Source organism: Pandoraea faecigallinarum, from assembly GCF_001029105.3.
Lineage (GTDB): Bacteria > Pseudomonadota > Gammaproteobacteria > Burkholderiales > Burkholderiaceae > Pandoraea > Pandoraea faecigallinarum.
The window spans coordinates 1399783-1424202 of the sequence record NZ_CP011807.3; the positions used below are offsets into that span (position 1 = coordinate 1399783).

Consider the following 24420-nt stretch of genomic DNA (forward strand, 5'->3'; position numbering starts at 1 on the left):
GTTGGCTAGTTCCTATCGCCATAGTAGATATTGGTCGTGGCAGAAGAGCTATGACCGGCAAGCAGCATGATCTCTTGTTCGTTGAGTGCTTGACCAGAACGAAGCTTTGCAAACACCTCTGCAAGCCTGTCAGGCATGTTCTGAATGGTTTGCTCAACAGTCTGTGGTGAGACTCCCATCTCTTTGGCAATCTGGAAGTTGTTGGATCGCTTCTGACGAATCAGCTTGGTCAGTACTGTGCGGCGAGTGTCGTGGAAGTGAAGCCTTGTGTCTGGATCATCATAAAGACCCAGTGCCTTCAAAGCATCAACCCAGTATTGACGAAAGTTCCATGCAGTCAGCTTGAAGATAGGTCCTTTAGCAAGCCTGTTCTCTTTGAGCCATGCACGGAAGTCATCATCTTCAGGGATCATAATATCCCTCGGCTTACCATTCTTTGTTTTAGGAATGTGGATAGACCAAAGCTGAAGATTGACATTTTCCCATTGGGCGCCAAGAACTTCACTTTTCCGTGCCCCTGATTCCAAGCAAGTAACGAACAGAAAGTAGGGTTCTTGATTGGCTTTAAGCTTCATCCACTCTGCAATCTGAACGGCTTCATCATCTGACAGAACCCGTTTCCTGCCAAGATAAGCTTTAGGCTTCTCACCTTTAGGCAGCATCTTGACTGGGTTCATGATGCTGTTGGGGAATTGTTCAGGATAGAGCTTGTAGACTTTTTCAAAGGCTGAACTGATAGTGGAAATTTCACGAAGAATGGTATTGTCTTTAATGCCTGATTTCCTTCGTGAATCCATGTAGGCAATCAAGAGCCAGAAATCAACAGTATCAATCTTGAAGTTGCCAAACTCAATATGGTCTTTGTTGAAGGTCCTGCCCATCATGGCATCAACAATCGTGTTTTTATAACGATAGTTGTCAATCTTGGGACCCATATCCTTGAAGTAGATAGGAATGGAAGGAATGGCACTCAGGCAACGGTTCTGGTTGGTCTTCAGTGAAGACGCTGCCTGCTTGCTCATGTATTGCTGGAAGTAGTCCTTGAGAAGTGTCCGCATGTCGGGCATCTCAAGTTGATACTTCATGTCAAAAATGAGATTCTGAGGGACACCAGTGTTGATACGGTGAAGCTCTTGTTCTTCCCATGACTTGGCGGTACTTTCATCATCAAAGAGCTTGCTAATATTCTCGCCGTTCTTGCGAATCTGAACACGCCACCTGGTGACGCTGACCTTGCGGCCAGTTTCTTTGTTCAAAACCTTGTACTTGATTGGGTAGACCGACACAGTGACTCCTTCCTATTTTTGTGAGTCCCAAGCACCTAACTTTGGGGGAGTGTGCAGCCCAAGGCGGTCCTTGTTCAGTGAGGTCCGTGGGGACCGGCACAAGCGAAGAGGCCGTTCCTTTGCACAATCAAAATCCGTGGTGCAAAAAATTGTGCATGAAAACGGGTTGTTTGTGCGAAAAATCCGTAGGCGTGCACGCCAAGCTATTGATTTTCAACAGGTGCATTGCATCGTACTTGTCTTCAACAAGGCGCAGCAGGACGCCTTCCTGCCGCACGTCGAATCGGGCCTTTTCATCTTCGTCGGCGCAACGACGGAAAACCCGTCGTTCGAGGTCAACGGTGCATTGCTCTCGCGCGCGGCGGTCTACGTGCTCAAGAGCCTGAATGACGACGAACTCGGCGAGATGGTCGCGCGTGCGGCGCATGAATTGGGCGGTATCGGTTTTACCGACGAAGCGCGCCAGGGGCTGATCGACTCGGCCGACGGCGACGGCCGCAAGCTGTTGAACAACGTCGAGATCGTGGCGCAGGCTGCGATGGCGCAGGATCTGGCGATCATCGACGAGGCGCTGCTCGCCAGTGTGCTCGCGGAGAATCTGCGTCGCTTCGACAAGGGCGGCGATGCGTTCTACGATCAGATCAGCGCGCTGCACAAGTCGGTGCGCGGCAGTTCGCCGGATGGCGCGCTGTATTGGTTCTGCCGCATGCTGGACGGCGGCGCCGATCCGCGTTATCTGTCGCGACGGATCGTGCGCATGGCATGGGAGGACATCGGTCTGGCCGACCCCCGTGCGGCGCGCATCGCGCTCGATGCCGCGGAGACGTACGAGCGTCTGGGCACGCCGGAGGGTGAACTCGCGTTGGCGCAGGCGATTCTTTACCTCGCGTCGGCGCCGAAGTCGAACGCGGGGTACAACGCGTACAACCAGGCGCGGGCGTTCGTCGGCAAGGACAAGACGCGGGCGGTGCCGATTCATCTGCGTAATGCGCCAACGAAGCTGATGAAAGAACTCGGCTACGGCCATGAGTATCGTTACGCGCACGACGAACCCGATGCCTACGCCGCCGGCGAGACGTATTTCCCGGACGATCTGCGGGCACAGAACTGGTACCGCCCGGTGCCGCGCGGTCTGGAGGGCAAGATCGGCGAGAAGCTCAACTGGTTGAAGTCGCTCGATGCCGAATGGCGTCGCACGAACGCCAGGGGGCGCAAGAGTGCCGAGACACCGGCGAAGGCGGCGGGCGTGCAAGGCAAGTCATCATCGTCGCCATCGTCGTCATCCGCCACGACGGCACCGCCTGCCGAGACCGGGGACGACGAGTCTGCGTGATTTCGTCACGGCGCTGCGCGTTTGGTAAAATCCCGCCATTACCGTTTTGCGCGACGTGAAGCTGCGTCGGCGGCGGCCAACACGCAATCATGGCCCACGGACGTGGGTCGCTCACCAAAGATTTCCCACCATGCTCGACATTCAACTTCTTCGCAAGGATCTCGACGGCGTTGCAGCGCGACTCAAGACGCGCGGCTATTCGCTGGACGTGGCGGCGTTTGCCGCGCTCGAGGTGGAGCGCAAGCAGATTCAGACGCAAACCGAGGAGCTTCAGGCGCGTCGCAATGCGTTGTCGAAGCAAGTGGGCATGAAGAAGGGCAAGGGCGAGGACGCCTCGGCCGAGATTGCCAAAGTTGGCGGGATTGCCGATACGCTCAAGGCGTCGTCGGTACGTCTGGAGGAGATTCAGACGCGTTTGTCGGATTTGTTGCTGGGCGTGCCGAACCTGCCGCATGAGAGCGTACCCATCGGCTCGGACGAGACGCAGAACGTGGAAGTGCGTCGTTGGGGAACGCCACGCGAATTCGATTTCACGCCGCGCGATCACGTCGATCTGGGCGCTGCGCTGGGGCTGGATTTCGATGCTGCTGCGAAGCTGGCCGGTGCGCGTTTTTCGGTGATGCGCGGCGGTATTGCGCGTTTGCATCGTGCGTTGGCGCAGTTCATGCTCGACACGCACACGAGCGAGCACGGGTATACGGAAACGTATGTGCCGTACATCGTGAACGCCGCGTCGATGCGTGGCACGGGGCAACTGCCGAAGTTCGAGGACGATCTGTTCAAGGTGCCGCGCAAGGTCGGCGGTGGCGACGAAGGGGAGCGCGTCGAGAACTTCTATCTGATTCCGACTGCGGAAGTGTCGTTGACGAATCTGGTGCGTGACGAGTTGCTGCCGAACGATGCGTTGCCGATGAAGATGGTGGCACACACGCCGTGTTTCCGTTCGGAGGCGGGCAGCTATGGCAAGGACACGCGCGGCATGATTCGCCAGCATCAGTTCGACAAGGTCGAGTTGGTGCATGTGGTGCGGCCCGAGGCATCGTACGAAGCGCTCGAAACGCTCGTCGGCCATGCCGAGACGATTCTGAAAAAGCTGGGTTTGCCGTTCCGCACGCTGGTGCTGTGTACGGGCGACATGGGATTCGGCAGCGCAAAGACCTACGACATGGAAGTCTGGATTCCGGCGCAGAACACGTACCGCGAGATTTCGTCGTGCTCGAACATGGAGAGCTTCCAGGCGCGCCGGATGCAGGCACGTTTTCGCAATGCGCAGGGCAAGCCGGAGCTGGTGCACACGCTCAACGGTTCGGGGCTGGCTGTGGGACGCGCCCTGGTGGCCGTGCTGGAGAACTATCAGAACGCCGACGGTTCGGTGACGGTGCCCGAGGTGCTGCGTCCTTACATGGGCGGCATCGAACGTCTCGAACCGGTGACGGAAGGGGCGAAGTAAAAACTTCGAAAAAAGAGTTGCCGAAAAAAGAAATTCGGCTATAATCTCTTCCTCGCTGCTTGAGGCCACTCAGGCAGCGAACCAAAGCAGCAAGAACGCTTGGAGAGGTGGCAGAGTGGTCGAATGCGCCGGACTCGAAATCCGGTATACGGTTATACCGTATCGTGGGTTCGAATCCCACCCTCTCCGCCAAGCATGATGCTTTGCAAAGAAGTGCCCGCTAATACTAGCGGGCATTTTTTTTGGCCAGGCTCAGCAAATATTAGACATTCATCCAATATTTTTCGAGTCACGACGCGTTTTGCATGGCGCGATTCGGATGGACAACGCTGCGCCTGTGCAACTTCACATAGATCTTCGCCGTAGGCCATCTTGGCCGTAGAGCGCCTGGAATGCGCTTGATTGGCACGCTGGCGAGCCGTATGTCGGTTGTCTCTTTTTTCCTTTTAGGTCGTGAAGCGCGAAGCCAGCCACCCCGGCCCGAGTGCTTGCCGCGCGGAACATAGTGCTCAAGCGCTTCTCGGGGCTTGACTCACCAATCGATGGCTACGACCGAACCACGCGTCGACGCGGGGCAACGCCAGTGTCGCGATCTGGAACCGCCCCGCACTTCGGCTCAACCGGCTATGCCCTTCAGACCCCGAAGCACTGGGCGCCCATTTCCGCGATCGGTTGCGCGACATCAATCATCGCGAGACCGAAGTCCCTGCCTTGCCCGAGCGGGTTCATCTTCACAAAGTCGATGAAGTCCTGAATGAACTCGCTTCCTCTCGTGATCCAAAAGGACATGGTGATTCCTCTCAATTTGATATTTGTTTCGATCAATCTCGCTGCCGTGGATTTCGGCACCGAGACCCTGTCGCGGCAATGCGTCAGCCACTGAGTGAAGTATTGTCCTCACGGCGGCGGCCGGCCTCAGGTAAAGACCTGAAGTTATGACCGGCCGCTCTCCATCGCACCCGCCGTCGTGTCGCCGCTGTCGCGCAGCGTCGTCGCGCCGATCATTATGTGGGTCGCCATCATCGTCGCGCACTTGCGTTTCTGCTTGGTGCCCGCTGATCTCGCTCAGCCCTGCATGATCGCCTCGATCCGCGCGACGGCGTTGGCCAGCCCGGTCTCGGCGCGCATTTGCTCTCCCAGTTCGCGCGCGCGCGATTTCGTTGCGGCACGTTCGGCGAACGCGATTCGCTCTGCCAGCGCCGATGCAAGCAATTTACGCCGCGAGAGCGCAGGTCCTGCCACGCCGATGCGCTGCAATCTGTCCGCCCAGAACGCCTGATCGCCCGCGAAGGGCACGACTACCGACGGCACCCCGGCGCGCGTCGCCGAATGCGACGTGCCCGACCCGCCATGATGGATCGCGAGCGATGTCTGCGGGAATAGCCAGTCATGCGGCGTATCGCCGATGACGTGGAAGTTCGTGGGCAAGATGCCCGTATCGGCATCGCTCCATCCTGGGAAGAACAACGCGCGACGTCCCGCGACGGCCGTAACGACCTCGTCAAGCAGCGCCCGCGCATCGAAGCCCGCCATGCTGCCGAAGCCGATATACATCGGCGCTTCGCCAGACGCCAGAAAATTGACAAGCGCCGGCGGCGCCGACCATTGCGCATCTGGCGTCGTCCATTGTCCGCACACGTAGGCGTTATGCGGCCAGTCCTCCGGCTGGCCGACCAACGTCGGGGAAATGCCATACAGCATCGGATGCTGCGTCCATAACGTTCGTCTGGGAGGCAGGCCGCAGACGGACGCGCGCGCCGCGTTGGTCGCATTGCGAAATGCGTGCCACAGCATCTGGTTCACGAAACGCTGACTGGCCGCATGCAGGACACGCGGGATGCCTTGCGGCAGAAAGGGAGACGCAAAATCTGCCGTCGGCGTAATCGGAATGAGTCCCGTACCGATGGCTTTGACGCCGAGTGCCTCGGCGGCCGACAAACCGACGAATGCCGCCAGCCCGGACACGATCACGGCGTCGCCGTCCCTGCCCGCCTCGACGATGTCGCGAAGCCACGCCTGCGCGTGCGTGTTGGCGATGTGCGCGAGCGCGCCGGCCATGCTCGAGAACCGGCGCCGGCCGGACACCGCGCTGCCGATACCCTGTGCAGGATTCATGATGCCCCTGATGTCGCCCGCCAACGCCGCTGACGGCACGCCGAGCGCACGGGCAGCGCCAAGCGTGGAGCCATCGGCAAGCAATGTCGCGTCGTGTCCGGCATCGATGAGCGCGCGAGCGAGCGCTGCCAATGGGCGAGTGTCGCCCTCTGTTCCGTAGGTCGCGATGACGAATTTCATGATGTCCTGCGTTTCTTGCGTGGAGACGGCGCGCGCGGCAGCGATGCGCCGTCCTGTGCGAGCTTTTCGATCAGGGTGTCGCGCACCAATGCTACCGGGCGAGCGAGCCGGCTCGGTAACGCGCCGTGCACGAGCCACACGTTCAGACCGCTGCGAAACTCCGGTACGTCGAGAATTTGCAGCGACTTGGCGTGGGGGCTTCGCGCGAGCACCTCCGGCGAAGCGAGCCCGACACCGAGACCGCGTGCGACGAGCGAGAGCTGCAGCGCCGAATCAAACGCTTCCACGGCGACATTGAACGGTAGGCCCGCCATCGACATCGCACGGCTCAGGGCAGAGCGCATGCCGCAGTCGTCCTGATTCAGCGCCCACGGATGGGCGGCGAGCTCGGCGAGCGATGTCGGCTTGTCGGGCGGTCCGAATGCCTTAGGTGCGACGACTACCGTTGGCTTGTGCCCCATGCGTGTCGACGCCACACCGTCAGGCAGGGGGACGCCTTCGGGCAACAACACGACTGCGGCGTCCATCTTCGCCTGTTCGAGGCCTTGCAACAACCCGGAATCTGGCGGAAAAGCAGTTACATTAACCCCCGGCCTCTGAAGCCCAACGCTACTGGAGACGGGGGGATGTCGGAGGATATCCATAGCGGCGTCAGCGTGGTCTACATGCGAGCCATATTCGCATGCTTCCTGCTTATGGGTTTGACGTCATTTGCGCACAGCCTCGTCTTCAAGGACAAGTCGTGGCCGTGGCTGTTCAGTACTGGTGCATTGGCTTTCGTCGGGGGATTCGGTCTTGCGTGCAGCTTCGGCCCTTTTTGAATGGGCCTCGTGAAAGGGAGTTCGGAGGCGCATGGCATTTCGACCCGAGCGCTTACGGAGATTCGAACGTATGCCGCGACATAGTCTCCGCAAAGAATCTGTGGACTGATTCGCCGCCTTGCTACCCACATTCCTTCCCCGAAGGGAGGATGGCCCATTCGGTTGGAAGAAAATTCTTATAGGTAATTTTAATTACGATTGGGCGCTTCAATGAACATGGTGTCGCGCAGATTTGCCATTCGTTGATCGTAAAAAAAGAAATCGAATTCTGCGTAACGAATGGCGCCTTCTACAAGGTCGGCAAAGATTCGCTGACACGGGATAGTCCGGACGGCCTTTAAATCGGACCGTCGATCCATGGCGAAGGTTGATGCGACAGTAGCCGGAGTCGCGATAGGGAGACATTCATAAGCGAATTGCCCTTCGGGGCAATGCGATTGCCCTTCATACCGATTGCGCCGCCATGGTTGCGAAAACATCATGCATTTATCGAAGCGGTGACGCTGCTCGTCAACTCACCCAAGAGGTATTGTATGAAGTCCTGCACCGGCACGCCCCGGCCGAGTCGTATCAAGTCGACCCGGACCTTTCATAGCGCTCTTACCAGGCGCCGTCTCACGTTGGCTGTTCTGATTCTGACAATCGGTGTTTCCGGCGCGATTGTCTCGGTTTGGAAGATGCGCGCGGCGGCGCCCTCTACGCCCGTCGTGGAGCGTGGAGATGGCGTGCGCGGGCCGCTAGGAATGGTGCATATCCCCGGCGGTCAATTCCTGATGGGCAGCGACAGCCGGCTCGCACAAGCCAACGAGCGTCCGGCGCACCAGGTGCGCGTGCATGGCTTCTGGATGGACACGCACCACGTCACGAACGCCGAGTTCCGCAAATTTGTCGAGGCGACCGGATACGTCACCACGGCGGAACGCAAACCCGACTGGGAAACGCTGCGCGTACAACTCCCGCCCGGAACGCCGCGCCCACCCGACAGTGCGTTGGTGGCCGGTGGCATGGTGTTCGTCGGCACGTCGGCCCCGGTGCCGCTACAGGACTACTCGCGCTGGTGGCGCTACGTGCCCGGTGCCGACTGGAAACATCCGGGCGGCCCGCATACCTCTATCGCGGGCAAAGACAATCACCCGGTCGTGCAGGTCTCCTACGAGGACGCGCAAGCCTATGCCAAGTGGGTCGGCAAACGCTTGCCGACCGAGGCAGAGTGGGAATTTGCCGCGCGTGGCGGACTAGAACAAGCCACCTACGCATGGGGCGACCAGTTCGCCCCCGATGGCAAGCAGATGGCCAACGTTTGGCAGGGACAGCAGAACCGGCCGTTCCCCGTCGTCAGCCCGAAGGCCGGCGGCGCCGTGGACACGAGTCCGGTGGGCACGTTTCCCCCGAACGGCTACGGGCTCTCCGATATGACGGGCAACGCATGGCAGTGGGTCGCCGATTGGTATCGCGCCGACCAATTCCGGCGCGAGGCGGGGCAGAAGCAGGCCATCGTCGACCCCGCGGGACCGGCCGCGTCGTGGGATCCCAGTGAGCCCGGCGTCCCGGTGGACGCCCCCAAGCGCGTCACGCGCGGTGGCTCGTTTCTCTGCAACGTCGACTACTGCCTGAGCTATCGCCCAAGCGCCCGGCGAGGCACCGACCCCTATAACAGCATGTCGCATCTGGGTTTTCGCCTCGTCATGGACGACGCGCAGTGGGCTATCGTGCGCCGCGGCATGTCCGTGGCGAACCGCAGCAGCGGCCCGGTCAACTAGCACCGCCCACGAGCAGGGCAGGCGAGCGCAGTGGGCAAAGTCAGCACGTTCCGGCGGCCAATGGCTGTCACAACTCCTGTGGAGACGGTAATGATTCCAATGCGAAGCTTCAGTGGGCGCGCGCGTATTCCACGCAGTGCTCTGGCCGTACTGGCGCTGGCAGTTGCAGTGCTGGCCGGCTGCGGAAAGTCGGATGAACCCAAAACACAGGCACCGCAGGCCTCGGCAGCCCCGGCGCCAGCGGCAGCGCCTGACACGTCGGCGAACGCCAACGCGGCACCAGCCCAGCCTCCCGCCGAATCCCACTTGCCTGCGGCGGCAGGCCAGACGTCCGGCGCAGCAGCATCGACCACCACGGCGAGCAGCAACGGCGCGAAGCCCAACATTCTGGTGATCTTCGGCGACGACATTGGCCAGACGAACATCAGTGCGTACAGCATGGGGCTCGTGGGCTACCGCACGCCGAACATCGACCGGATTGCCCGCGAAGGGATGATGTTCACCGACTACTATGCCGAGAACAGTTGCACGGCAGGCCGCTCGTCGTTCATCACCGGTCAATCGCCGCTGCGCACCGGCTTGTCGAAGGTCGGCGTACCGGGGGCTACCGTTGGCTTGCAGGACCGTGACGTCACCATGGCGCAAGTGCTTAAATCCATGGGCTATGCCACCGGTCAATTCGGCAAGAACCACCTTGGCGACCGCGACGAGTACCTGCCGACCAAACACGGCTTCGACGAGTTCTTCGGCAATCTGTACCACCTCAACGCCGAAGAAGAGCCTCAGCGTCCGTATTGGCCGAAGGACAAGAACGACCCGTTGGTCAAAGCGATGACGCCTCGCGGCGTACTGCACAGCACCGCCGACGGGAAGATCGAGGACACCGGCCCGCTGACCACCAAGCGCATGGAGACCATCGACGACGAGACGACCGCCGCCGCGCAGAACTTCATCACGAAGCAGGTGCAGGCGAACAAGCCGTTCTTCGTCTGGATGAACACCACGCGTATGCACATGTATACGCACGTGCGCGATTCGATGAAGGGGCAAAGCGGCATGCCCGGCAACGAGTACGCCGACGGGATGATCGAACATGACGGCGACGTCGGCAAACTGCTCAAGACGCTCGACGACCTGAAAATCGCGGATAACACGATCGTCGTGTACACCACCGACAACGGTCCGAACCAGTTCTCCTGGCCTGATGCGGCGACGACGCCGTTCCGCAGCGAAAAAGATTCGAACTGGGAAGGCGCGTTCCGCGTGCCGGCCATCGTCCGGTGGCCGGGCAGGATCAAGCCGGGCACGGTCAGCAACGAAATGTTCTCGGGTTTGGACTGGTTCCCGACGCTGGTAGCCGCCGCGGGTGACACCGGCATCAAGGACAAACTGCTCAAGGGGACATCGGTGGGCAGCGCAACGTTCAAGGTTCATTTGGACGGCTACAACCAGTTGCCCTATCTCACCGGTCAGACGAACAAAGGGGCGCGTAACGAGTTTTATTACTTCAACGACGACGGCGTGCTCGTAGCATCACGCTTCGGCGACTGGAAACTCGTGTACTGCGAGATGAAACACCCCGGCGGATTCGCCGTGTGGCAGGAGCCGTTCACTTGCCTACGTGTACCGAAAATATTCAACTTGCGTATGGATCCTTACGAACGCGCGGACATCGTCTCCAATCAGTACGATGATTGGCTCGTGAAGAATGACTATATGGCATTCCTCGGCACGGCCAAGGCGGCAGCGTTCCTCCAGACGTTCGTCGACTATCCGCCGAGCCAGCGGCCGGCCAGCTTCAGCATCGATCAGGTGCGAGAGCAGGTCGACAAGCAGATCGCGGCGGCGATGAGCAAAAAGGCGTCGAAGTAACACGGTAGACGTCAGGCAACGCATCACTTCGTAGTTCCCGAGCGGACGGCCGATTGTCCCGATTGTCCCGATTGTCCCGATTGTCCCGATCGTCCGCCGCTCTACCAAGGCAGACCTATGCGAAGCACCCCGGCAGTTCCTTCATTGCCTAACCCGTCCAAAGCGGCATCGAAGACCGCTATGTGCTCACAAGAGAATGCCCGGCGCAAGGCCGCACTCGTCGCCGCGACGTTGCTCTTCATGTCCGGCGCAGCGGGTTTGATCTATCAGATTGTCTGGATTCGACAACTCTCCCTTGTCGTTGGCGTCGATGTTCATGCCGTCGCGCTCGTCGTGGGAGCGTTCTTCGGCGGATTGGCGCTGGGCGGATGGTACTTCGGCCGCATTGCCGATCGTTTGCCCAATCCGCTTCGGCTATACGCGCAACTCGAATGCGCCGTCCTGCTGCTGGGTCTGGCCGCAACATTTGCCCTCCCGCATGCCGCCGCGCCCTTTGCCTGGATGGACGCTCACCTTGGCGCGCTCGCGTGGGGACTTCCGCTCGCGCTGGTGATCGTCCCGGCTATCGGCATGGGCGGCACCTTGCCGGCCGTTATGCGAATGGTGACATTGCCGTCCGACGGGATCGGACGCTCGGGCGGGCGATGCTACGCGGCGAATACCCTCGGCGCCATCGCCGGCACGCTTCTCGTGGGCTTCGTACTGATTCCATCGCTCGGCATGACGGGCAGCGCGCTGGCGGCGGGCGGACTGAATGGCCTGGCCGCGTTGCTGGCCTGGCGACTGGCACCCCGCTTTGCCTGGGCGCGTGCCCGGCCGGAATTGTCGGACACCGCGACTACGCTCGCTCAGGACGGCACCGCCGTGACTCAGGCACGCCTCGCACTCGCGTTGTATGCCGTCGCCGGGGGCATCGCGTTGGGTTACGAAGTGGTCTGGTCGCAAAGCATCGTGCAGTTCATGAGCACCCGAACCTTCGCATTTTCGGTGGTGCTTGCGACCTATCTCGCCGGTTTGGCGCTCGGCAGCGCCGTGGCGGCGCGCTGTGCCGACAGGGTACGAGATCCGTGGAGCGCGTTCGGTGCGCTCGTGAGCGCCGCCGGACTCGTGGCATTGCTGGAGACTGTGCTGCTTGGCGGATGGCTGACGCGCATGCAACTGGCGCTTCAGGCGTGGGTGCTGGCAGAAACGTCGCAGACTTCGTGGGCCATGTATGGGAGCTTCGCGCTCGCTGCCGTCTGCATCGTCTTCGTGCCAACGTTGCTGCTGGGCTCGGCGTTCCCATTTGTGCTGCGCATCGGTGTCGTCCGCTCCCGCCTCGGGGCAGATGTAGGACGCGTCGTTGCGTGGAACACCATTGGCGGCATTGCGGGTTCGGCGCTGGCCGGGTTCGTGCTGGTACCGTCGATCGGGCTCGTGCGGACGCTCGCAGTGCTCGCCGATGCTGCATGCGCCATCGGCCTGCTGGCCGTGTGGCGAGGCCAGGGATTGCGCACGCGCTCGCGCTGGCTCGTACCGGCGCTGACGGCCGCCGTGGTCGCGGCGTCCCTGGGGGCGTCGCCCGAGCGCTTCGCCTCACTGTTGACCCAGTCGCGTGGCGGCGACGCGGTGTTCTACGAGGAAGGCAGAGGGGCGACTGTCGCGGTGCTCGAACAACCCTCGTCGTCAAACACCTTCCGCCGTCTCTATATTCAGGGCGTATCCAACTCCGGCGACGCGATGACCTCGCTTCGCTACATGCGATTGCAGACGTTGCTTCCGTTGATCGTGCACAACGGCGAGCCGAAGTCCGCGCTGGTGATCGGACTCGGCACGGGTATCACGGCAGGCGCCATGCTGGCCTACCCGGGTCTTCAATACCGGGTTGTCGCAGAACTGCTGCCTGCGGTGGTGCGGGCCGCGCCGAACTTTTCCGGCAATTTCGGCGTCGCCGCCAGCAAGCGCGTCGACATTCGACTGCGCGACGGCCGCCGCGAGTTACTGCAAAGCGAGCAGACCTATGACCTGATCACGCTGGAGCCGCCACCGCCATCTGCTGCCGGCGTCGCGAGCCTGTACTCGACGGACTTCTATCGTCTGGCCGCCAAACGCCTGCAACCCGGCGGTTTGGTCGCGCAGTGGCTGCCGCTGCCCACACAAAACGACGAGGACACGCGCTCGCTTGTGCGTAGCTTTCTCGACGTCTTTCCCTATGCCTCGCTGTGGACGACCGAGTTGCACGAGACCATGCTGATCGGCTCTCTCGCGCCGTTGGGCTTCGACGTGCAGCGCATTCGGCGCCGCTTTGCCGAGCCGGCGACGCGAGATGCGCTTCAGGCAGCCGGCGTGCGCTCGGCCGAGGCGTTGCTCGCCACCTGGGTGACGGATCGCGCAGGGCTGGAGTGGTACGCGGCCGATGCGCTGCCAGTGACCGACGACCGCCCACGCATCGAATACGCCGGATGGGTCAAGCGTGACGCCTTTCCTCAAACGCTGGCCAATCTGATGGCGCTTCAGAACGACCCGCCGTTGCGCGGGGCGGACGATGCGACGTGGCGTAGCATCCGGGCGGAGCGGGAAGTGCTCCATACGTTCTACCGCGCGGGGCTCGACGCCTATCGCGGCGATCGTCAGGCGTGGGCGGAACATATCGCGGCCGCCGTGGGCGCCGATCCGGAAAACCCGTACTACATGTGGTTCATCGGCCGCTCGGCGCAACGGCCGGCCGAACGTCAGGTCACCTCCTCGCAGAGTTCCGGCACATGAGCTATCACGACGACGTTCTCGCGCTTGAGCAAGCCATGGGCGAAGCCATCGTCGGCCAGCACGCCATGATCGAACGCCTGCTGCTTGGCATGCTCGCCAACGGGCATCTGCTGGTCGAGGGATTGCCCGGGCTGGCAAAGACGCGTGCGATCAAGGTGCTGGCGCGGCATCTCGACGCGCGCCTCTCGCGCATTCAGTTCACGCCGGACTTGCTGCCCTCGGACATCACCGGCTCGGAAGTCTATTTCTCGGAGGGTGGCAAAGGCGAGTTCCGGTTTCAGGCGGGGCCGATCTTCGCCAATCTCGTGCTCGCCGATGAAGTCAACCGTTCACCGGCCAAGGTGCAGGCCGCCTTGCTCGAAGCGATGGAGGAGCGGCAGGTAACGGTAGGCGGGGTGACGCACAAGCTCGATCCGCTGTTTCTCGTCATGGCGACGCAGAATCCGATCGAACAAGAAGGCACCTATCCGTTGCCCGAAGCGCAAATGGACCGCTTTCTCATGCATGTCAGCGTGAGCTACCCGCAGCAAGACGCCGAACAAGCCATCGTCCGGCTGGCGCGCTCGGAAGAGCGCGAGGTGCCGGGCCCGGTAAATCCCCTGCGGCTCGCCTCGGCGGTTATTCTTGGCGCGCGCCGCGAAGTCCATGAGATCCATGTGAGCGAGCCGGTCGAGCGTTACCTCGTTGCGTTGGTGCAGGCCACGCGCGTTGCCAGCACGCTGGACGACGAATTGGGCCGGTGGATTCAGGTGGGGGTCAGCCCGCGCGGCGCCATCGGACTGGACAAGGTGGCGCGTGCCCATGCGTGGCTGCGCGGCCGCGATTATGTGACACCCGAAGACGTGCAAGCCATCGTGCACGATGTGTTCCGTCATCGCCTGATCCTCTCGTATGAAGCGCACGCCGCGGGCATCAACGCCGACGCAGCGATCGACCGGCTCGTCGAGCGTGTCGCGGTCGCTTGACCGCCGGTCCCCCCACACACATGGCCTCGGACATTGGCTCGGACATGACATCGAATACGGCACCGGCTGGCGTGACCATCGACGTCGCGGCCCTCAATGCGCTGGAGGGCGCCGCGCGCGACTTTCACTTCCAGCCCGGCCAGCCGGTCCACAGCGTATTGGCGGGTCGACATGGCTCGCGCGTGCGAGGCCGCGGTCTGGCTTTCGAGGAACTGCGGCGGTACGTGCCGGGCGACGACATCCGCAGCATGGATTGGCGCGTCACGGCGCGAACCGGCAAGCCCTACGTGCGGGTGTACACCGAGGAGAAGGACCGGCCGGTGGTACTCGTCGTCGATCAGCGCATCAATATGTTCTTCGGCAGCCGCCGCGCCATGAAGTCGGTCACGGCGGCCGAAGCGGCGGCCTTGGCCGCGTGGCGCGTGCTGGCCGACGGCGATCGCGTCGGGGGTGTTGTCTTCGGCGACACGGCCATCGATACCTTCCCCCCGAAACGCAGCCGCGCGGCCGTCGAACAATTGCTCGGCGGTATCGCGCGGCACAATGGCGCCTTGCGTGCCGGCACGAAGGCGCGGCGCGCGGCGGGGCAACTGAATCTGGCACTGGAACGGTGCGCGCGCATGGTGACGCACGGCGGCCTCGTCGTCGTCATCAGCGATTTCGACGGGCACGACAAGACCACACGAGAACGGCTGCTCGGCATCTCCGCACGCAACGACGTGCTGACGGTGCTGGTGCACGACCCGTTTCTGAGTGCGCTGCCGACATCGGGCAATCTTGTCGTGAGCGACGGGGAATTGCAGGTCGAACTCGCCTTCGGCAAGACGTCGCTCAGACGCAGCATCGCCGACTTCTTCACGGCGCACGGTAAGCATCTCGTGGATTGGCACGAGGCGATTGGCGTGCCGATGCTGCCGCTCTCGGCGGCAGAAGAAACAACGGCGCAGGTGCGCCGTCTGCTGGGGGGCCCCCCCACGTCCGGCAGTGCCTTCAGGCGTGCCAGGGCGGGAGCCGCACGATGACGGCCGTCGCCGCCACGGCCGCACCAGCCGCCGATATGCCCACGCTGGGGGCGCTGGTCGATATCGTGACACCGCCTGCGCCCTCATGGACACCGCAGACAATCGGCTGGCCTGTCGCCGCGGTATTGGTGGCCGCCGGGCTACTCTGGTTCGCATGGCGAACCTGGCGGCGCTATCGCGCCAACCGGTATCGGCGGGAAGCTCTGGCGCAGTTGCAGCAATGGGCCGCCGCTTTGGGCGAGCCGACACCGAACGTCTCGGCAGATATCGGTGCCGCGAAGCGCGCACGTGCGTTGCGCGAGATTGCAGCGCTGCTCAAGCGTGTGGCCCTGAGCGCGTGGCCGCGCGAGGTTGTCGCCAGCCTCACGGGCAATGCTTGGGCGGCCTTCTTGCGCGCGAGTCATGACAACCGGGGCAGCGCGGCCGACACGCTCGCCGCGCTCGTGAGCGACGCCGAGTATCAGTCCGACGAACGCCTTTGCCGCGAGTGGGATTGCGTGCGTGCAGCCATGCTGATACGCGCTTGCCGTGACTGGATCGAGCGCCATCATGTTCCAGTTTGAATATCCTTGGGCCTTTGTCCTGCTGCCGCTGCCCGTGTTCATGTGGTGGTGGTTGCCGCCGTACCGGGAAGAAAGCCCGTCGGTACGGCTGCCGTTCTTCGGCGAAGTGGCCGAGGCCGCAGGTCTGCGCCCCGCAGCGGGCGCCGTGGTGCCGCGTCGCAACTGGCTGCAACATGTGCTCGCCCCGGCGGCATGGGTGTTGATCGTCACCGCGCTAGCACGCCCGCAACTGCTGGAAGCCCCCATCGAGAAGCTGCAACCGTCGCGCGACATCCTGCTCGCGTTAGATCTTTCCCAGTCGATGGATACGCCGGATTTTCCGGATCCGTCGGGAAAGCGTATCGCCCGCGTGCAGGCGGTGAAACGGGTAGTCAGCGACTTCGTGACACAGCGCCCGGACGACCGCATCGGTCTGGTTGTCTTCGGCGACGCGGCCTATCCGCTTGCCCCGTTCACGCAAGACCACGATCTCGTGCATACGCTGCTCGACGAGATGTTGCCGGGCATGGCGGGCAACAGCACGGCACTGGGCGATGCGATCGGACTCGGCGTGCGCATGTTCGAGCACAGCGACGCGTCCGGAAAAGTCATGATCGTACTCACCGATGGCAACGACACCGCGAGCCGCATGCCGCCCGAGCGCGCAGCCGAGGTCGCCCACGGGCAATCGGTGATCGTGCATACCGTAGGCATCGGCGACCCGGCTGCGCAAGGCGAAGCCCGTGTCGATCTCGCCCTGTTACAGCACATGGCCAGGATTACCGGAGGGCAGTACTTCTTCGGCGCCGACCAGTCGGCGCTGGCCGGCATCTACGACACCCTCGATCGCATCATGCCTCACGATCGCAAGACACTCTCGTGGCGCCCTCAACGAGAGCTGTTCATGTGGCCGTTGGGCGCGGCGCTCATCATCGTGCTGCTGTACGAAATTGTGCTCGCAACGTATGCCGCCTACGTGACGCGCGCCACAACCGCCGCGACGCAGAGGGCGTCATGACGGGCTTCTTCTCGAGCCTTGCCGGCTTTCACTTTCTTCGCCCGCTTTGGCTGTGCCTGTTGCCGGTGGCCGCGTGGCTGCTCTGGGCCGTGGGACGCCGCACGGATGTGCGCAGGCAGTGGCGCAAGACCATTGCACCGCACCTGCTCGATGCGCTGATGATTCACGAGCGGCGCGGGCTTCGGCTGCGGCCGGTGCATGTGATCGCACTCGCGCTCGTGCTGGGAGGTATCGGCATGGCGGGGCCGGCATGGAAGCGCGAGCTGCCGCCGTTTCTCGACGACAAGGCGCCGCTGGCCATTGCCATCGACCTCTCGCCCACGATGGACGCCGTGGATGTCACACCCTCCCGGCTGGAACGCGCCAAGCTGAAAGTCAAGGCACTGCTCGCGCGGCGTGACGGTGCACATACCGCAATTTATGCCTATGCGGGCTCGGCCCATCGGGTCATTCCGCTCACTGACGACCGCGCGTTGCTGCAAACCTACGTCGACGCGCTGCAAACCCGCATCATGCCCGTGCCCGGCCGGGACATGCGCCAAGCCTTGACGGTCATCGAGAACGACCTGCGGCGCGAACCGGTTCCCGGCACCATCCTGTTCATCACCGATGCGCTCGACCCGGGAGCGGCTCGCGCGTTTCACGACCACGCCGACGCGCGCACTTCGAGTCAGCCCATCGTGCTTGCCATTGGCACGCCGCAAGGCGGGCCCCTGCGCAACCCGGACGGCAGCTACGTGGAGCGCGACGGTGCGCGCATTTTCGCACGGCTGGACGAGGCAGCGCTGAAGCGGTTTTCTCAGGACAGCGACGTGCCGGTCGCCACCTTTACGGCCGACAGCGACGCCGATATCGACTGGGTGCAACGTCATGTGCAATCGCACCTGGAGCAATCACAAGCCGGAACAACGGCGCGCTGGCGCGACGAGGGCTGGTGGCTCACATTGCCATTGGCCGTGCTGGGAGCCCTATGGTTTCGCAAGGGGGGAACGGTTCGGTGGGTTGTCGGGCTGCTGCTGGCGATCTCGCTGCACGTGCCGGTCGCACCGGCGTATGCGCAACCGCTCACTGGCGCCACCGCTTCGCAAGATACGCCGGACACAGCAGACCCGCACCGGCGATCGCGCTTTGCCGACCTCTGGCTTACGCATGACCAGCAAGGACGGCTGGCTTTCGAGCGTGGAGACTACACAACCGCCGCCGAGCGCTTCGACGATCCGATGTGGCGTGGCGTAGCGCAGTATCGGGCCGGGCAATACGCGCAGGCGGCGCAGAGTTTCGCACTCGTGGATTCCGCGCAAGCCGACTTCAATCAGGGCAATGCGCTGGCCCGCATGGGCAAGTACGAAGCCGCGCAAGCCCGCTATCTCCAGGCGCTCAAGCGCGTGCCCGACTGGACAGCGGCACGGGCCAATCTGACATTGATGGGCAAGCTCATCGCCGCATTGCCGAAATCGCCGGAAAAGCCGGGCGACGACGAGATTCCACCGGATATCTCGCCCGACGAGATCAAGTACGACGCGAAAAAGCCGGCCGGCCCCGGCGAGCGCTCGACGAAAGCCGGCTCGTCGATTGAGGCGCAAGCATGGATGCGCACGATCCAGACAACGCCGACTGCCCTGTTGCAGAGGGAGTTCGCGTTACAGCAAGGGCGCGGCACGGGGGGAGGGCGCTCACCGTGAATTCGGCATCGTATGACTTCGCTGCGATACGCTTCGCCGCTCAATGGCGGTGCAGCTTGCGAATCATGCAGCGGGTGGTATTCGCAATGTGGCTGCTGATGCTCGGACATGCGATTGCGTCGCCCGCGCCGATGGCGCGCGTCGAAGTGACGGCCCGGCAGCCGATACGCGCAGGGCAGCAGGTCGGTATCGATGTAACGGTGCTGGTCCCTAATTTTTTCATGTCCGCACCGGCATTTCCGGCGCTGGAGGTGCCCGGTGCCATCGTGACGATGCCAGACGCGCGGGCGTTGAATGGCAACCAGACGCTCGACGGCGTGACATACGCCACGATCAGCAAGACCTATGCGTTCGTCGCCGCGCAAGACGGCGATTTCGATCTGCCGCAGGCAACGATTGCGCTCACCTACGCTGGCAACGACGGTGCGCCGCAACAGGCCACAGTCACGCTCCCGGCCACGCGGATCCGGGTCGGGGCGGGGGGCGTACCCGATGCCTCGTCGCATGGCGCATCGAGTGGCGGCGCGCTGCTGCCGGTGGCAGCACTGAACGTCACCCAGACCCTCTCGCCGCCCATCGATCACGATGCGGTGCAACTTCGGGTCGGCGACACGCTGGTTCGCAAGGTGGCCACGTTCGCGCCGGGCACGCAGGCCATGCTGATCCTGCCACCGAAATCGAATGCGCCTCGGGGCGTGCGTGTGTTCGCTGCCGATCCGACGTTATCGGACGGCGTATTGCCGGCCCCCGGGAGTGCCACGGCAGGCGGGCTGCGTATCGATACCTTCTCGTACGTGTTCGAGCGCAAGGGCACTTACACCCTGCCGGCGATCACACTCTCCTGGACCGACCCTGCCACGGGCCGCGCGTCCCATTCCGATGCGCCGCCAATACGCGTCGTCGTGGCACCGGGGGCACCAGCCGGCGACCTCGCGCCGGGCAAAAGTGGATTCTTCGTACCTCAGGACGCCGAATCCATCGGTGCCGTGTTGGCCGGCGTGGCCGGGCTCAGTGGACTGGCGCTCGTGATCTGGCGAACCTTGCCGTTATGGCGCGCGCTGCGTCATCGGCTCCATGAGCGCCGCGCAAGTGCACGAGCGGGCGCGAAGTCGCTGCGCGCCGAAGTCATTCGGGCATGCCGGTCGAACGACGCGGCAGCGGCGTATCGTCTGGCGAACCGGTGGGGCCGGTGTGTCCGCACGGTTGGCCTCGTAACGTGGGCGCTGACGACGGGAGACGATGAACTGATCGACGCCATCGAGACGTTGGAGAGACAACTTTTCGCTCGCGAATCGGGCGGACCATGGGACGGCAGATCGTTCGCGTCGGCATTCGAGCGATGCGCCGGTGCAGCACCGAAATCAGACGTTGGCGCGAGAACGGCTTCGACGATCCCGGCGCTTAACCCGTTCTAATGGCGGACTGTGCGCGACCGGCTGGTCATCAATTCCCTTACTGGTTGCCAAACTTCGATATCGGGCTCGATCCGGTATCCTTGACACTGAACCAACCAACTAGTAGATTGGCGAACATTGCGCGCCGCCGACCACCCCGCCATTGAGCGCATGAGGTTTGCGTGCATTGGTTTCCGACGCATGGCGTTTGGCTTCATGCGTTTTCCCATCCACCGGGCAAAGGATCATGAGCATTGAACTGTCTCCCCGGGCAACCGAAATTGCCGAGTACACGAAGCAGTTGCTGGCCGCGGGCGGCTATCACGGTTTCAGTTATGCCGACCTGTCGGCGCGTGTGAATATCGGCAAGGCCAGCATCCATCACCATTTCCCAAGCAAGGCGGATCTGGTGCGGACGGTCGTGAGGCGGCACCGCGAGCAGGCTCGGGAAGGTTTGACGGCGCTCGATCAGCACGTGGCCGACCCGGCAGGGCGTCTCACCGCTTATACGAACTACTGGGCGGAATGCATTCGCGACGGCTCCATGCCCATGTGCATTTGCGCAATGCTCGCCGCCGAGTTACCCATGATTCCGGCCGAGATCGCCGATGAGGTCCGCGGTTACTTCGACGATCTGACGGCATGGGTCGCAGGTGTGCTGGACGCGGGCGTGACGCAGGAGCATTTCGCGTTGTGCGGCAGTTTGCGGGTCGAGGCGCAAATGTTCATGTCCACGGTGCACGGCGCCATGCTGACGGCGAGGGCGTTGGGCAATGCCGAGGCGTTTCAGGTGATTTCGCAGGCGGCGATCGACCGGTTGCGTTCGATGGCCTGAGCCGCGTTCGACTGGTTCGACTGGTTCGGCTCGGGAGCAGGAGAGGCGCGATGGCGCCTCTTTTTCGAGTTGTTTTGCCAACCAACTAGTTGGTTGTTGTTGGGTGCAAGTGAAATCCCCGGATGTCTTGCCGTGCATCGTTGCGATGGCGAATCGGGGCGATCCATTCATTAAGACGGAGTTTTCCATGCCTCATCCCATATCCGCGTTGGGCGCGGCGCACACCGCCGTGAGTCTCGTGACGTTTGCCGCAGGGCTTGTCAGTTACGTTCGCTACAAGACGATCGAGCGCCACACCGGCGCCGGCCGGCTGTATCTGCTCGGCATGCTCGTATCGGTGCTGACTTCGTTCGGCTTGTCGAGTACCGGCGGATTCAACGCCGGTCACGCGCTGGGCATTCTCGCGTTGCTCGCCACGTTTGGCGGGCTTGTCGTTCCGGCGCTCGATTTCCTCGGACGTGCGCGTCTTTACCTGTCGGCGCTGGCTTTCGCGTTCAGCTTTTTCCTGCTGCTCGTGCCCGGCATCAACGAGACGCTCACGCGCTTGCCGGTCGGTCGTCCACTGGCGAGCGGCCCGGATTCGCCGCTGGTGCGCGTCTCGCTCGCTGTCTGGCTGGGCATCTTCGTCATCGGGGCGCTCGTGCAGTGCCTGTGGCTGCGTTCGACGCGTAGTCGCACCGCGGTACCGGTAGACGCGCCCTGACCTTACCGTCGCACTAACGCCACGACATACACACACGGCTGCTTGCCCGGGTTACGGAAGGTGCAGGGGGCAGGCGGCCCCAACTGAAGGCAGTCGCCTTCCTTGAGGTCGTACGTCAGTTCCCCTTCCTCGAACGCCAGCGTGCCTTGTCGCACCCAGATCTGCTGATGCTGGAATGTGAATGCCGACGAGGGATACGACACGCTCACGCCAGGCGGCAGCGTCACTTCCAGCAATTCCAGCATCCCGCCATTGCGCGGCGACACTGCCCGCCGCAGATACCCCGTCTCCGGATCCTGCCAGACGAGTTGCTCATCGGCACGGCTCAACCGTTCTCCGGATTGCTCCGCGAGCGATAACAGCATCGACAGTTGCAGGCCGAACGCGCCGGAGAGGCGGCCGAGCAACGCGGCCGTGGGGCTGGCCGCGCCCCGCTCGATCTTGCTGATCATCGCCTTCGATACGCCGGAACGCTCGGCGAGATCGCCCAACGACCAGCCGCGAGACTCGCGTTCGATACGGATGCGATGCGAAATCGCCGGCGTCGGATCAACCATCGGGGGAGCCATGCTGTGTTTCCAGGGTTTCGAGTTGCGAAATTATACAAAGCGCGGGGCACGTGCTCGCCGGCATTACGCGTTTACCCCCAGCTGAAACATTTTTGATCGTAGTCAAACGTCTACTATAGTAAACGGCAACGACGATTCGACAGCAGTCGATTGCGCCATCAAATCTGTTGCAGACAAGGAGTCAGCATGCCCCGTGAAATTCGACTGAACGCTTTCGAGATGAACTGCGTGGGTCATATTCAGCAAGGTCTCTGGACGCACCCGCGCGACCAATCCACGCGCTACGGCGAACTCGGGTATTGGGTCGATTACGCGAAGAAGCTGGAGAAGGGACTCTTCGACGGCATGTTCTTTGCGGACGTCGTCGGTGTGTACGACGTCTATGGCGGCAGCGCCGACGCCGCGCTGCGCAACGCCGTGCAGGTGCCGGTCAACGATCCGCTGATGCTCATCCCCGCGATGGCGGCCGCGACGCGGCATCTCGGCTTCGGCGTGACGGCGAACCTCACCTATGAGCAGCCGTTCCTGTTCGCGCGCCGGATGTCCACGCTCGATCACCTGACCGGCGGACGCATCGGCTGGAATATCGTCACCGGCTATCTGGACAGCGCCGCGCGCGCCATCGGCATCGACGGCCAGATCGCGCACGACGACCGCTACGACCTCGCCGACGAATACATGTCGCTCGTCTACAAGCTGTGGGAAGGCAGTTGGGACGACGACGCCGTGCGCGCCGACCGTGCGGGCGGCGTGTATGCCGATCCCTCGAAAGTGCGTGCGATTCATCACCACGGAAAGCAATACAAGGTCGACGCCATGCATCTGAGCGCACCGTCGCCGCAACGCACGCCGGTGCTTTATCAGGCAGGTTCGTCGCCGCGCGGCTGCCGGTTCGCCGCAACGCATGCCGAGTGCGTGTTCGTGAACGGGCAGAAGGTGGAAGGCGTGAAGGAGATCGTGGACACGATTCGCGCGCAGGCCGTGCAGCACGGGCGCAACGCGGCCGATATCAAGGTCTTCATGGGCGCGACGCCCATCGTGGGTCGTACCGATACGGAGGCGAAAGAGAAGTTCGAGGACTATCGTCGTTATGTGAGCTCTGAAGGGGCGCTGGCCCACGCGGCGGCGTCGCTCGGCATCGACTTCGCCAGGTACGACATCGACGAGCCCATCGACACCGGCAAGAGCCAGGCGATCGTATCGAACGTGACGGCCATGACCCGTGCGGCCGGCCCGCAATGGACACGCCGCAAGCTGCTCGAACAGATGGTGCTCGGCAGTCGCCAGACGCCTTGGGTCGGGTCCGCCGAGCGCATCGCCGATCAGATGATGACGTGGAGCGAGGCGACGGGCATCGACGGTTTCAACCTGTCGCGCACGGTGGTGCCGGAATGCTTCGAGGACATCATCGATCTGGTGGTGCCGCTGTTACAGGAGCGCGGCGCGTACAAGACCTCGTACGGGGAGGGCACCTACCGCAAGAAGCTCTTCGGCCACGACCGCCTGCCGCACACGCACAACGCCGCGCAGTACCGCTCGGGTGCGAAGTAAGCCGCCGTGAATCCGAACCGTCACATTTTGCAAGAGGTGAACGACATGAGCGAAGTGGATAAGCGCACGGTGGACAAAGCCATCTTCCGCGAAGCGATGGCGGGCCTCGGGGCTGCCGTCAACGTGATTACGACCGACGGCCCCGGCGGTCTCGCCGGCTGCACGGCGTCGGCCGTGTGCGCCGTGACCGACGAGCCGCCCACGTTGCTCGTGTGCATCAACCGGGCGAGCCGCAACAACGCCGTCATGCGCGAGAACGCGCGCCTGTGCGTGAACGTGCTCTGCGCCGATCAGCGCGACATCGCCATGCGGTTCGCGACGAAGGACCTCGCCATCGAGACGCGCTTCGCCAGCGGCGACTGGGACGTTCTGGAAACCGGCGCCCCCGCGTTGCGCGGCGCGGTAAGTGTGCTTGATTGCGAGGTGACGTCGATCACCGAAGTCGGGACACACACCGTCTTTTTCTGTGAAGTGAAAGCGGCGCGCGCCACCAGTGCGCTCGATGGCCTGATCTATTTCGCACGCGGGTTCCATCGCGTCGGTATGGTCGCGCCAACGCACGCGGCCTGAGGACGCA

General features: G+C 62.8%; 21 protein-coding genes, 1 tRNA gene and 1 pseudogene. 16 read left to right on the top strand and 7 right to left on the bottom strand.

The window, feature by feature from the left end; all coding sequences use genetic code 11:
• Window positions 1-5: 5 nt before the first annotated feature.
• A complete protein-coding gene (locus AB870_RS06310; RefSeq protein WP_047907359.1) occupies window positions 6-1286 on the bottom strand; it encodes a tyrosine-type recombinase/integrase in 1281 nt (426 codons plus the stop codon).
• A gap of 196 nt (window positions 1287-1482) precedes the next feature.
• On the opposite strand from AB870_RS06310, the pseudogene AB870_RS06315 reads away from it, so the two are divergent.
• The 3 genes and pseudogenes from AB870_RS06315 to AB870_RS06325 form a co-directional block, all read left to right on the top strand.
• Window positions 1483-2619: pseudogene (locus AB870_RS06315) on the top strand (replication-associated recombination protein A); the annotation flags it as partial.
• Window positions 2620-2749: 130 nt separating this feature from the next.
• Entirely contained in the window at window positions 2750-4069 is a 1320-nt protein-coding gene (gene serS, locus AB870_RS06320) for a serine--tRNA ligase (protein ID WP_047907360.1), read from the top strand.
• A 101-nt stretch (window positions 4070-4170) separates the two neighbouring features.
• A tRNA-Ser gene (locus AB870_RS06325) sits at window positions 4171-4261 on the top strand.
• Window positions 4262-4702: 441 nt separating this feature from the next.
• Here the strand turns inward: AB870_RS06325 and AB870_RS26295 are convergent.
• From AB870_RS26295 to AB870_RS26300, 4 genes are all read right to left on the bottom strand, one after another.
• On the bottom strand, window positions 4703-4858 hold the full coding sequence (locus tag AB870_RS26295) for a hypothetical protein (protein WP_157112256.1): 156 nt from the start codon (window positions 4856-4858) through the stop codon (window positions 4703-4705).
• 276 nt (window positions 4859-5134) lie between these two features.
• Window positions 5135-6364: a glycosyltransferase gene (locus tag AB870_RS06330; protein ID WP_047907361.1), complete on the bottom strand. Its 1230-nt coding sequence runs from the start codon at window positions 6362-6364 to the stop codon at window positions 5135-5137.
• Window positions 6361-7008 carry a substrate-binding domain-containing protein gene (locus AB870_RS06335; RefSeq protein ID WP_084663373.1) on the bottom strand — a complete coding sequence of 216 codons (648 nt, stop codon included), beginning with the start codon at window positions 7006-7008 and terminating at the stop codon, window positions 6361-6363. The genes AB870_RS06330 and AB870_RS06335 overlap by 4 nt, the downstream gene beginning before the upstream one ends.
• Before the next feature lie 365 nt (window positions 7009-7373).
• Entirely contained in the window at window positions 7374-7667 is a 294-nt protein-coding gene (locus AB870_RS26300; protein WP_157112257.1) for a hypothetical protein, read from the bottom strand.
• A 195-nt stretch (window positions 7668-7862) separates the two neighbouring features.
• On the opposite strand from AB870_RS26300, the gene AB870_RS06345 reads away from it, so the two are divergent.
• From AB870_RS06345 to AB870_RS06385, 9 genes are all read left to right on the top strand, one after another.
• The gene (locus tag AB870_RS06345; RefSeq protein WP_157112444.1) at window positions 7863-8945 is read left to right on the top strand and encodes a formylglycine-generating enzyme family protein; all 1083 of its coding nucleotides are present in this window, start codon (window positions 7863-7865) and stop codon (window positions 8943-8945) included.
• A gap of 90 nt (window positions 8946-9035) precedes the next feature.
• Complete coding sequence (locus tag AB870_RS06350; RefSeq protein ID WP_237170070.1) at window positions 9036-10817, top strand: arylsulfatase; 1782 nt, start codon at window positions 9036-9038, stop codon at window positions 10815-10817.
• A gap of 180 nt (window positions 10818-10997) precedes the next feature.
• Entirely contained in the window at window positions 10998-13562 is a 2565-nt protein-coding gene (locus AB870_RS06355) for a fused MFS/spermidine synthase (RefSeq protein WP_047907364.1), read from the top strand.
• Entirely contained in the window at window positions 13559-14527 is a 969-nt protein-coding gene (locus AB870_RS06360; protein WP_047907365.1) for an AAA family ATPase, read from the top strand. The genes AB870_RS06355 and AB870_RS06360 overlap by 4 nt, the downstream gene beginning before the upstream one ends.
• Before the next feature lie 44 nt (window positions 14528-14571).
• Window positions 14572-15549, top strand: coding sequence for a DUF58 domain-containing protein (locus AB870_RS06365; protein ID WP_237170071.1), 978 nt, complete (start codon window positions 14572-14574; stop codon window positions 15547-15549).
• Window positions 15546-16112 (top strand): DUF4381 domain-containing protein, encoded by a 567-nt coding sequence (locus tag AB870_RS06370; RefSeq protein ID WP_047907367.1) that lies wholly within the window; start codon window positions 15546-15548, stop codon window positions 16110-16112. The genes AB870_RS06365 and AB870_RS06370 overlap by 4 nt, the downstream gene beginning before the upstream one ends.
• A complete protein-coding gene (locus AB870_RS06375; protein ID WP_047907368.1) occupies window positions 16099-17109 on the top strand; it encodes a vWA domain-containing protein in 1011 nt (336 codons plus the stop codon). Before AB870_RS06370 ends, AB870_RS06375 begins: the two co-directional genes overlap by 14 nt.
• Window positions 17106-18791, top strand: coding sequence for a VWA domain-containing protein (locus AB870_RS06380; protein ID WP_047907369.1), 1686 nt, complete (start codon window positions 17106-17108; stop codon window positions 18789-18791). The genes AB870_RS06375 and AB870_RS06380 overlap by 4 nt, the downstream gene beginning before the upstream one ends.
• A 65-nt stretch (window positions 18792-18856) precedes the next feature.
• Window positions 18857-20206 carry a BatD family protein gene (locus AB870_RS06385; RefSeq protein WP_047907370.1) on the top strand — a complete coding sequence of 450 codons (1350 nt, stop codon included), beginning with the start codon at window positions 18857-18859 and terminating at the stop codon, window positions 20204-20206.
• 99 nt (window positions 20207-20305) lie between these two features.
• On the opposite strand, the gene AB870_RS27360 is transcribed toward AB870_RS06385, so the two are convergent.
• Complete coding sequence (locus AB870_RS27360; protein ID WP_257786668.1) at window positions 20306-20440, bottom strand: hypothetical protein; 135 nt, start codon at window positions 20438-20440, stop codon at window positions 20306-20308.
• Between AB870_RS27360 and AB870_RS06390 the strand changes: the two genes are divergently transcribed.
• Both AB870_RS06390 and AB870_RS06395 read left to right on the top strand, forming a co-directional pair.
• Window positions 20433-21020: a TetR/AcrR family transcriptional regulator gene (locus AB870_RS06390; protein WP_047907371.1), complete on the top strand. Its 588-nt coding sequence runs from the start codon at window positions 20433-20435 to the stop codon at window positions 21018-21020. The genes AB870_RS27360 and AB870_RS06390 overlap by 8 nt on opposite strands.
• 187 nt (window positions 21021-21207) lie before the next feature.
• Window positions 21208-21723: a hypothetical protein gene (locus AB870_RS06395; protein ID WP_047908877.1), complete on the top strand. Its 516-nt coding sequence runs from the start codon at window positions 21208-21210 to the stop codon at window positions 21721-21723.
• 2 nt (window positions 21724-21725) lie between these two features.
• Here AB870_RS06395 and AB870_RS06400 read toward each other — a convergent pair whose 3' ends face one another.
• Entirely contained in the window at window positions 21726-22292 is a 567-nt protein-coding gene (locus tag AB870_RS06400; RefSeq protein ID WP_047907372.1) for a helix-turn-helix domain-containing protein, read from the bottom strand.
• Between the two features lie 186 nt (window positions 22293-22478).
• Between AB870_RS06400 and AB870_RS06405 the strand changes: the two genes are divergently transcribed.
• Together AB870_RS06405 and AB870_RS06410 are read left to right on the top strand one after the other, a co-directional pair.
• The gene (locus tag AB870_RS06405; protein ID WP_047907373.1) at window positions 22479-23843 is read left to right on the top strand and encodes an LLM class flavin-dependent oxidoreductase; all 1365 of its coding nucleotides are present in this window, start codon (window positions 22479-22481) and stop codon (window positions 23841-23843) included.
• A gap of 45 nt (window positions 23844-23888) precedes the next feature.
• Window positions 23889-24413 (top strand): flavin reductase, encoded by a 525-nt coding sequence (locus AB870_RS06410; RefSeq protein ID WP_047908878.1) that lies wholly within the window; start codon window positions 23889-23891, stop codon window positions 24411-24413.
• Window positions 24414-24420: the final 7 nt, after the last annotated feature.

Excerpts from the sequence above, each read along its gene's own strand:
- serS (WP_047907360.1), top strand. The coding sequence starts at position 2,750 with ATGCTCGACATTCAACTTCTTCGCAAGGATCTCGACGGCGTTGCAGCG.
- AB870_RS26295 (WP_157112256.1), bottom strand. The coding sequence starts at position 4,858 with ATGTCCTTTTGGATCACGAGAGGAAGCGAGTTCATTCAGGACTTCATC.
- AB870_RS06330 (WP_047907361.1), bottom strand. The coding sequence starts at position 6,364 with ATGAAATTCGTCATCGCGACCTACGGAACAGAGGGCGACACTCGCCCA.
- AB870_RS06335 (WP_084663373.1), bottom strand. The coding sequence starts at position 7,008 with ATGGATATCCTCCGACATCCCCCCGTCTCCAGTAGCGTTGGGCTTCAG.
- AB870_RS26300 (WP_157112257.1), bottom strand. The coding sequence starts at position 7,667 with ATGATGTTTTCGCAACCATGGCGGCGCAATCGGTATGAAGGGCAATCG.
- AB870_RS06345 (WP_157112444.1), top strand. The coding sequence starts at position 7,863 with ATGCGCGCGGCGGCGCCCTCTACGCCCGTCGTGGAGCGTGGAGATGGC.
- AB870_RS06350 (WP_237170070.1), top strand. The coding sequence starts at position 9,036 with ATGATTCCAATGCGAAGCTTCAGTGGGCGCGCGCGTATTCCACGCAGT.
- AB870_RS06355 (WP_047907364.1), top strand. The coding sequence starts at position 10,998 with ATGTGCTCACAAGAGAATGCCCGGCGCAAGGCCGCACTCGTCGCCGCG.
- AB870_RS06360 (WP_047907365.1), top strand. The coding sequence starts at position 13,559 with ATGAGCTATCACGACGACGTTCTCGCGCTTGAGCAAGCCATGGGCGAA.
- AB870_RS06365 (WP_237170071.1), top strand. The coding sequence starts at position 14,572 with ATGACATCGAATACGGCACCGGCTGGCGTGACCATCGACGTCGCGGCC.
- AB870_RS06370 (WP_047907367.1), top strand. The coding sequence starts at position 15,546 with ATGACGGCCGTCGCCGCCACGGCCGCACCAGCCGCCGATATGCCCACG.
- AB870_RS06375 (WP_047907368.1), top strand. The coding sequence starts at position 16,099 with ATGTTCCAGTTTGAATATCCTTGGGCCTTTGTCCTGCTGCCGCTGCCC.
- AB870_RS06380 (WP_047907369.1), top strand. The coding sequence starts at position 17,106 with ATGACGGGCTTCTTCTCGAGCCTTGCCGGCTTTCACTTTCTTCGCCCG.
- AB870_RS06385 (WP_047907370.1), top strand. The coding sequence starts at position 18,857 with ATGCAGCGGGTGGTATTCGCAATGTGGCTGCTGATGCTCGGACATGCG.
- AB870_RS06390 (WP_047907371.1), top strand. The coding sequence starts at position 20,433 with ATGAGCATTGAACTGTCTCCCCGGGCAACCGAAATTGCCGAGTACACG.
- AB870_RS27360 (WP_257786668.1), bottom strand. The coding sequence starts at position 20,440 with ATGCTCATGATCCTTTGCCCGGTGGATGGGAAAACGCATGAAGCCAAA.
- AB870_RS06395 (WP_047908877.1), top strand. The coding sequence starts at position 21,208 with ATGCCTCATCCCATATCCGCGTTGGGCGCGGCGCACACCGCCGTGAGT.
- AB870_RS06400 (WP_047907372.1), bottom strand. The coding sequence starts at position 22,292 with ATGGCTCCCCCGATGGTTGATCCGACGCCGGCGATTTCGCATCGCATC.
- AB870_RS06405 (WP_047907373.1), top strand. The coding sequence starts at position 22,479 with ATGCCCCGTGAAATTCGACTGAACGCTTTCGAGATGAACTGCGTGGGT.
- AB870_RS06410 (WP_047908878.1), top strand. The coding sequence starts at position 23,889 with ATGAGCGAAGTGGATAAGCGCACGGTGGACAAAGCCATCTTCCGCGAA.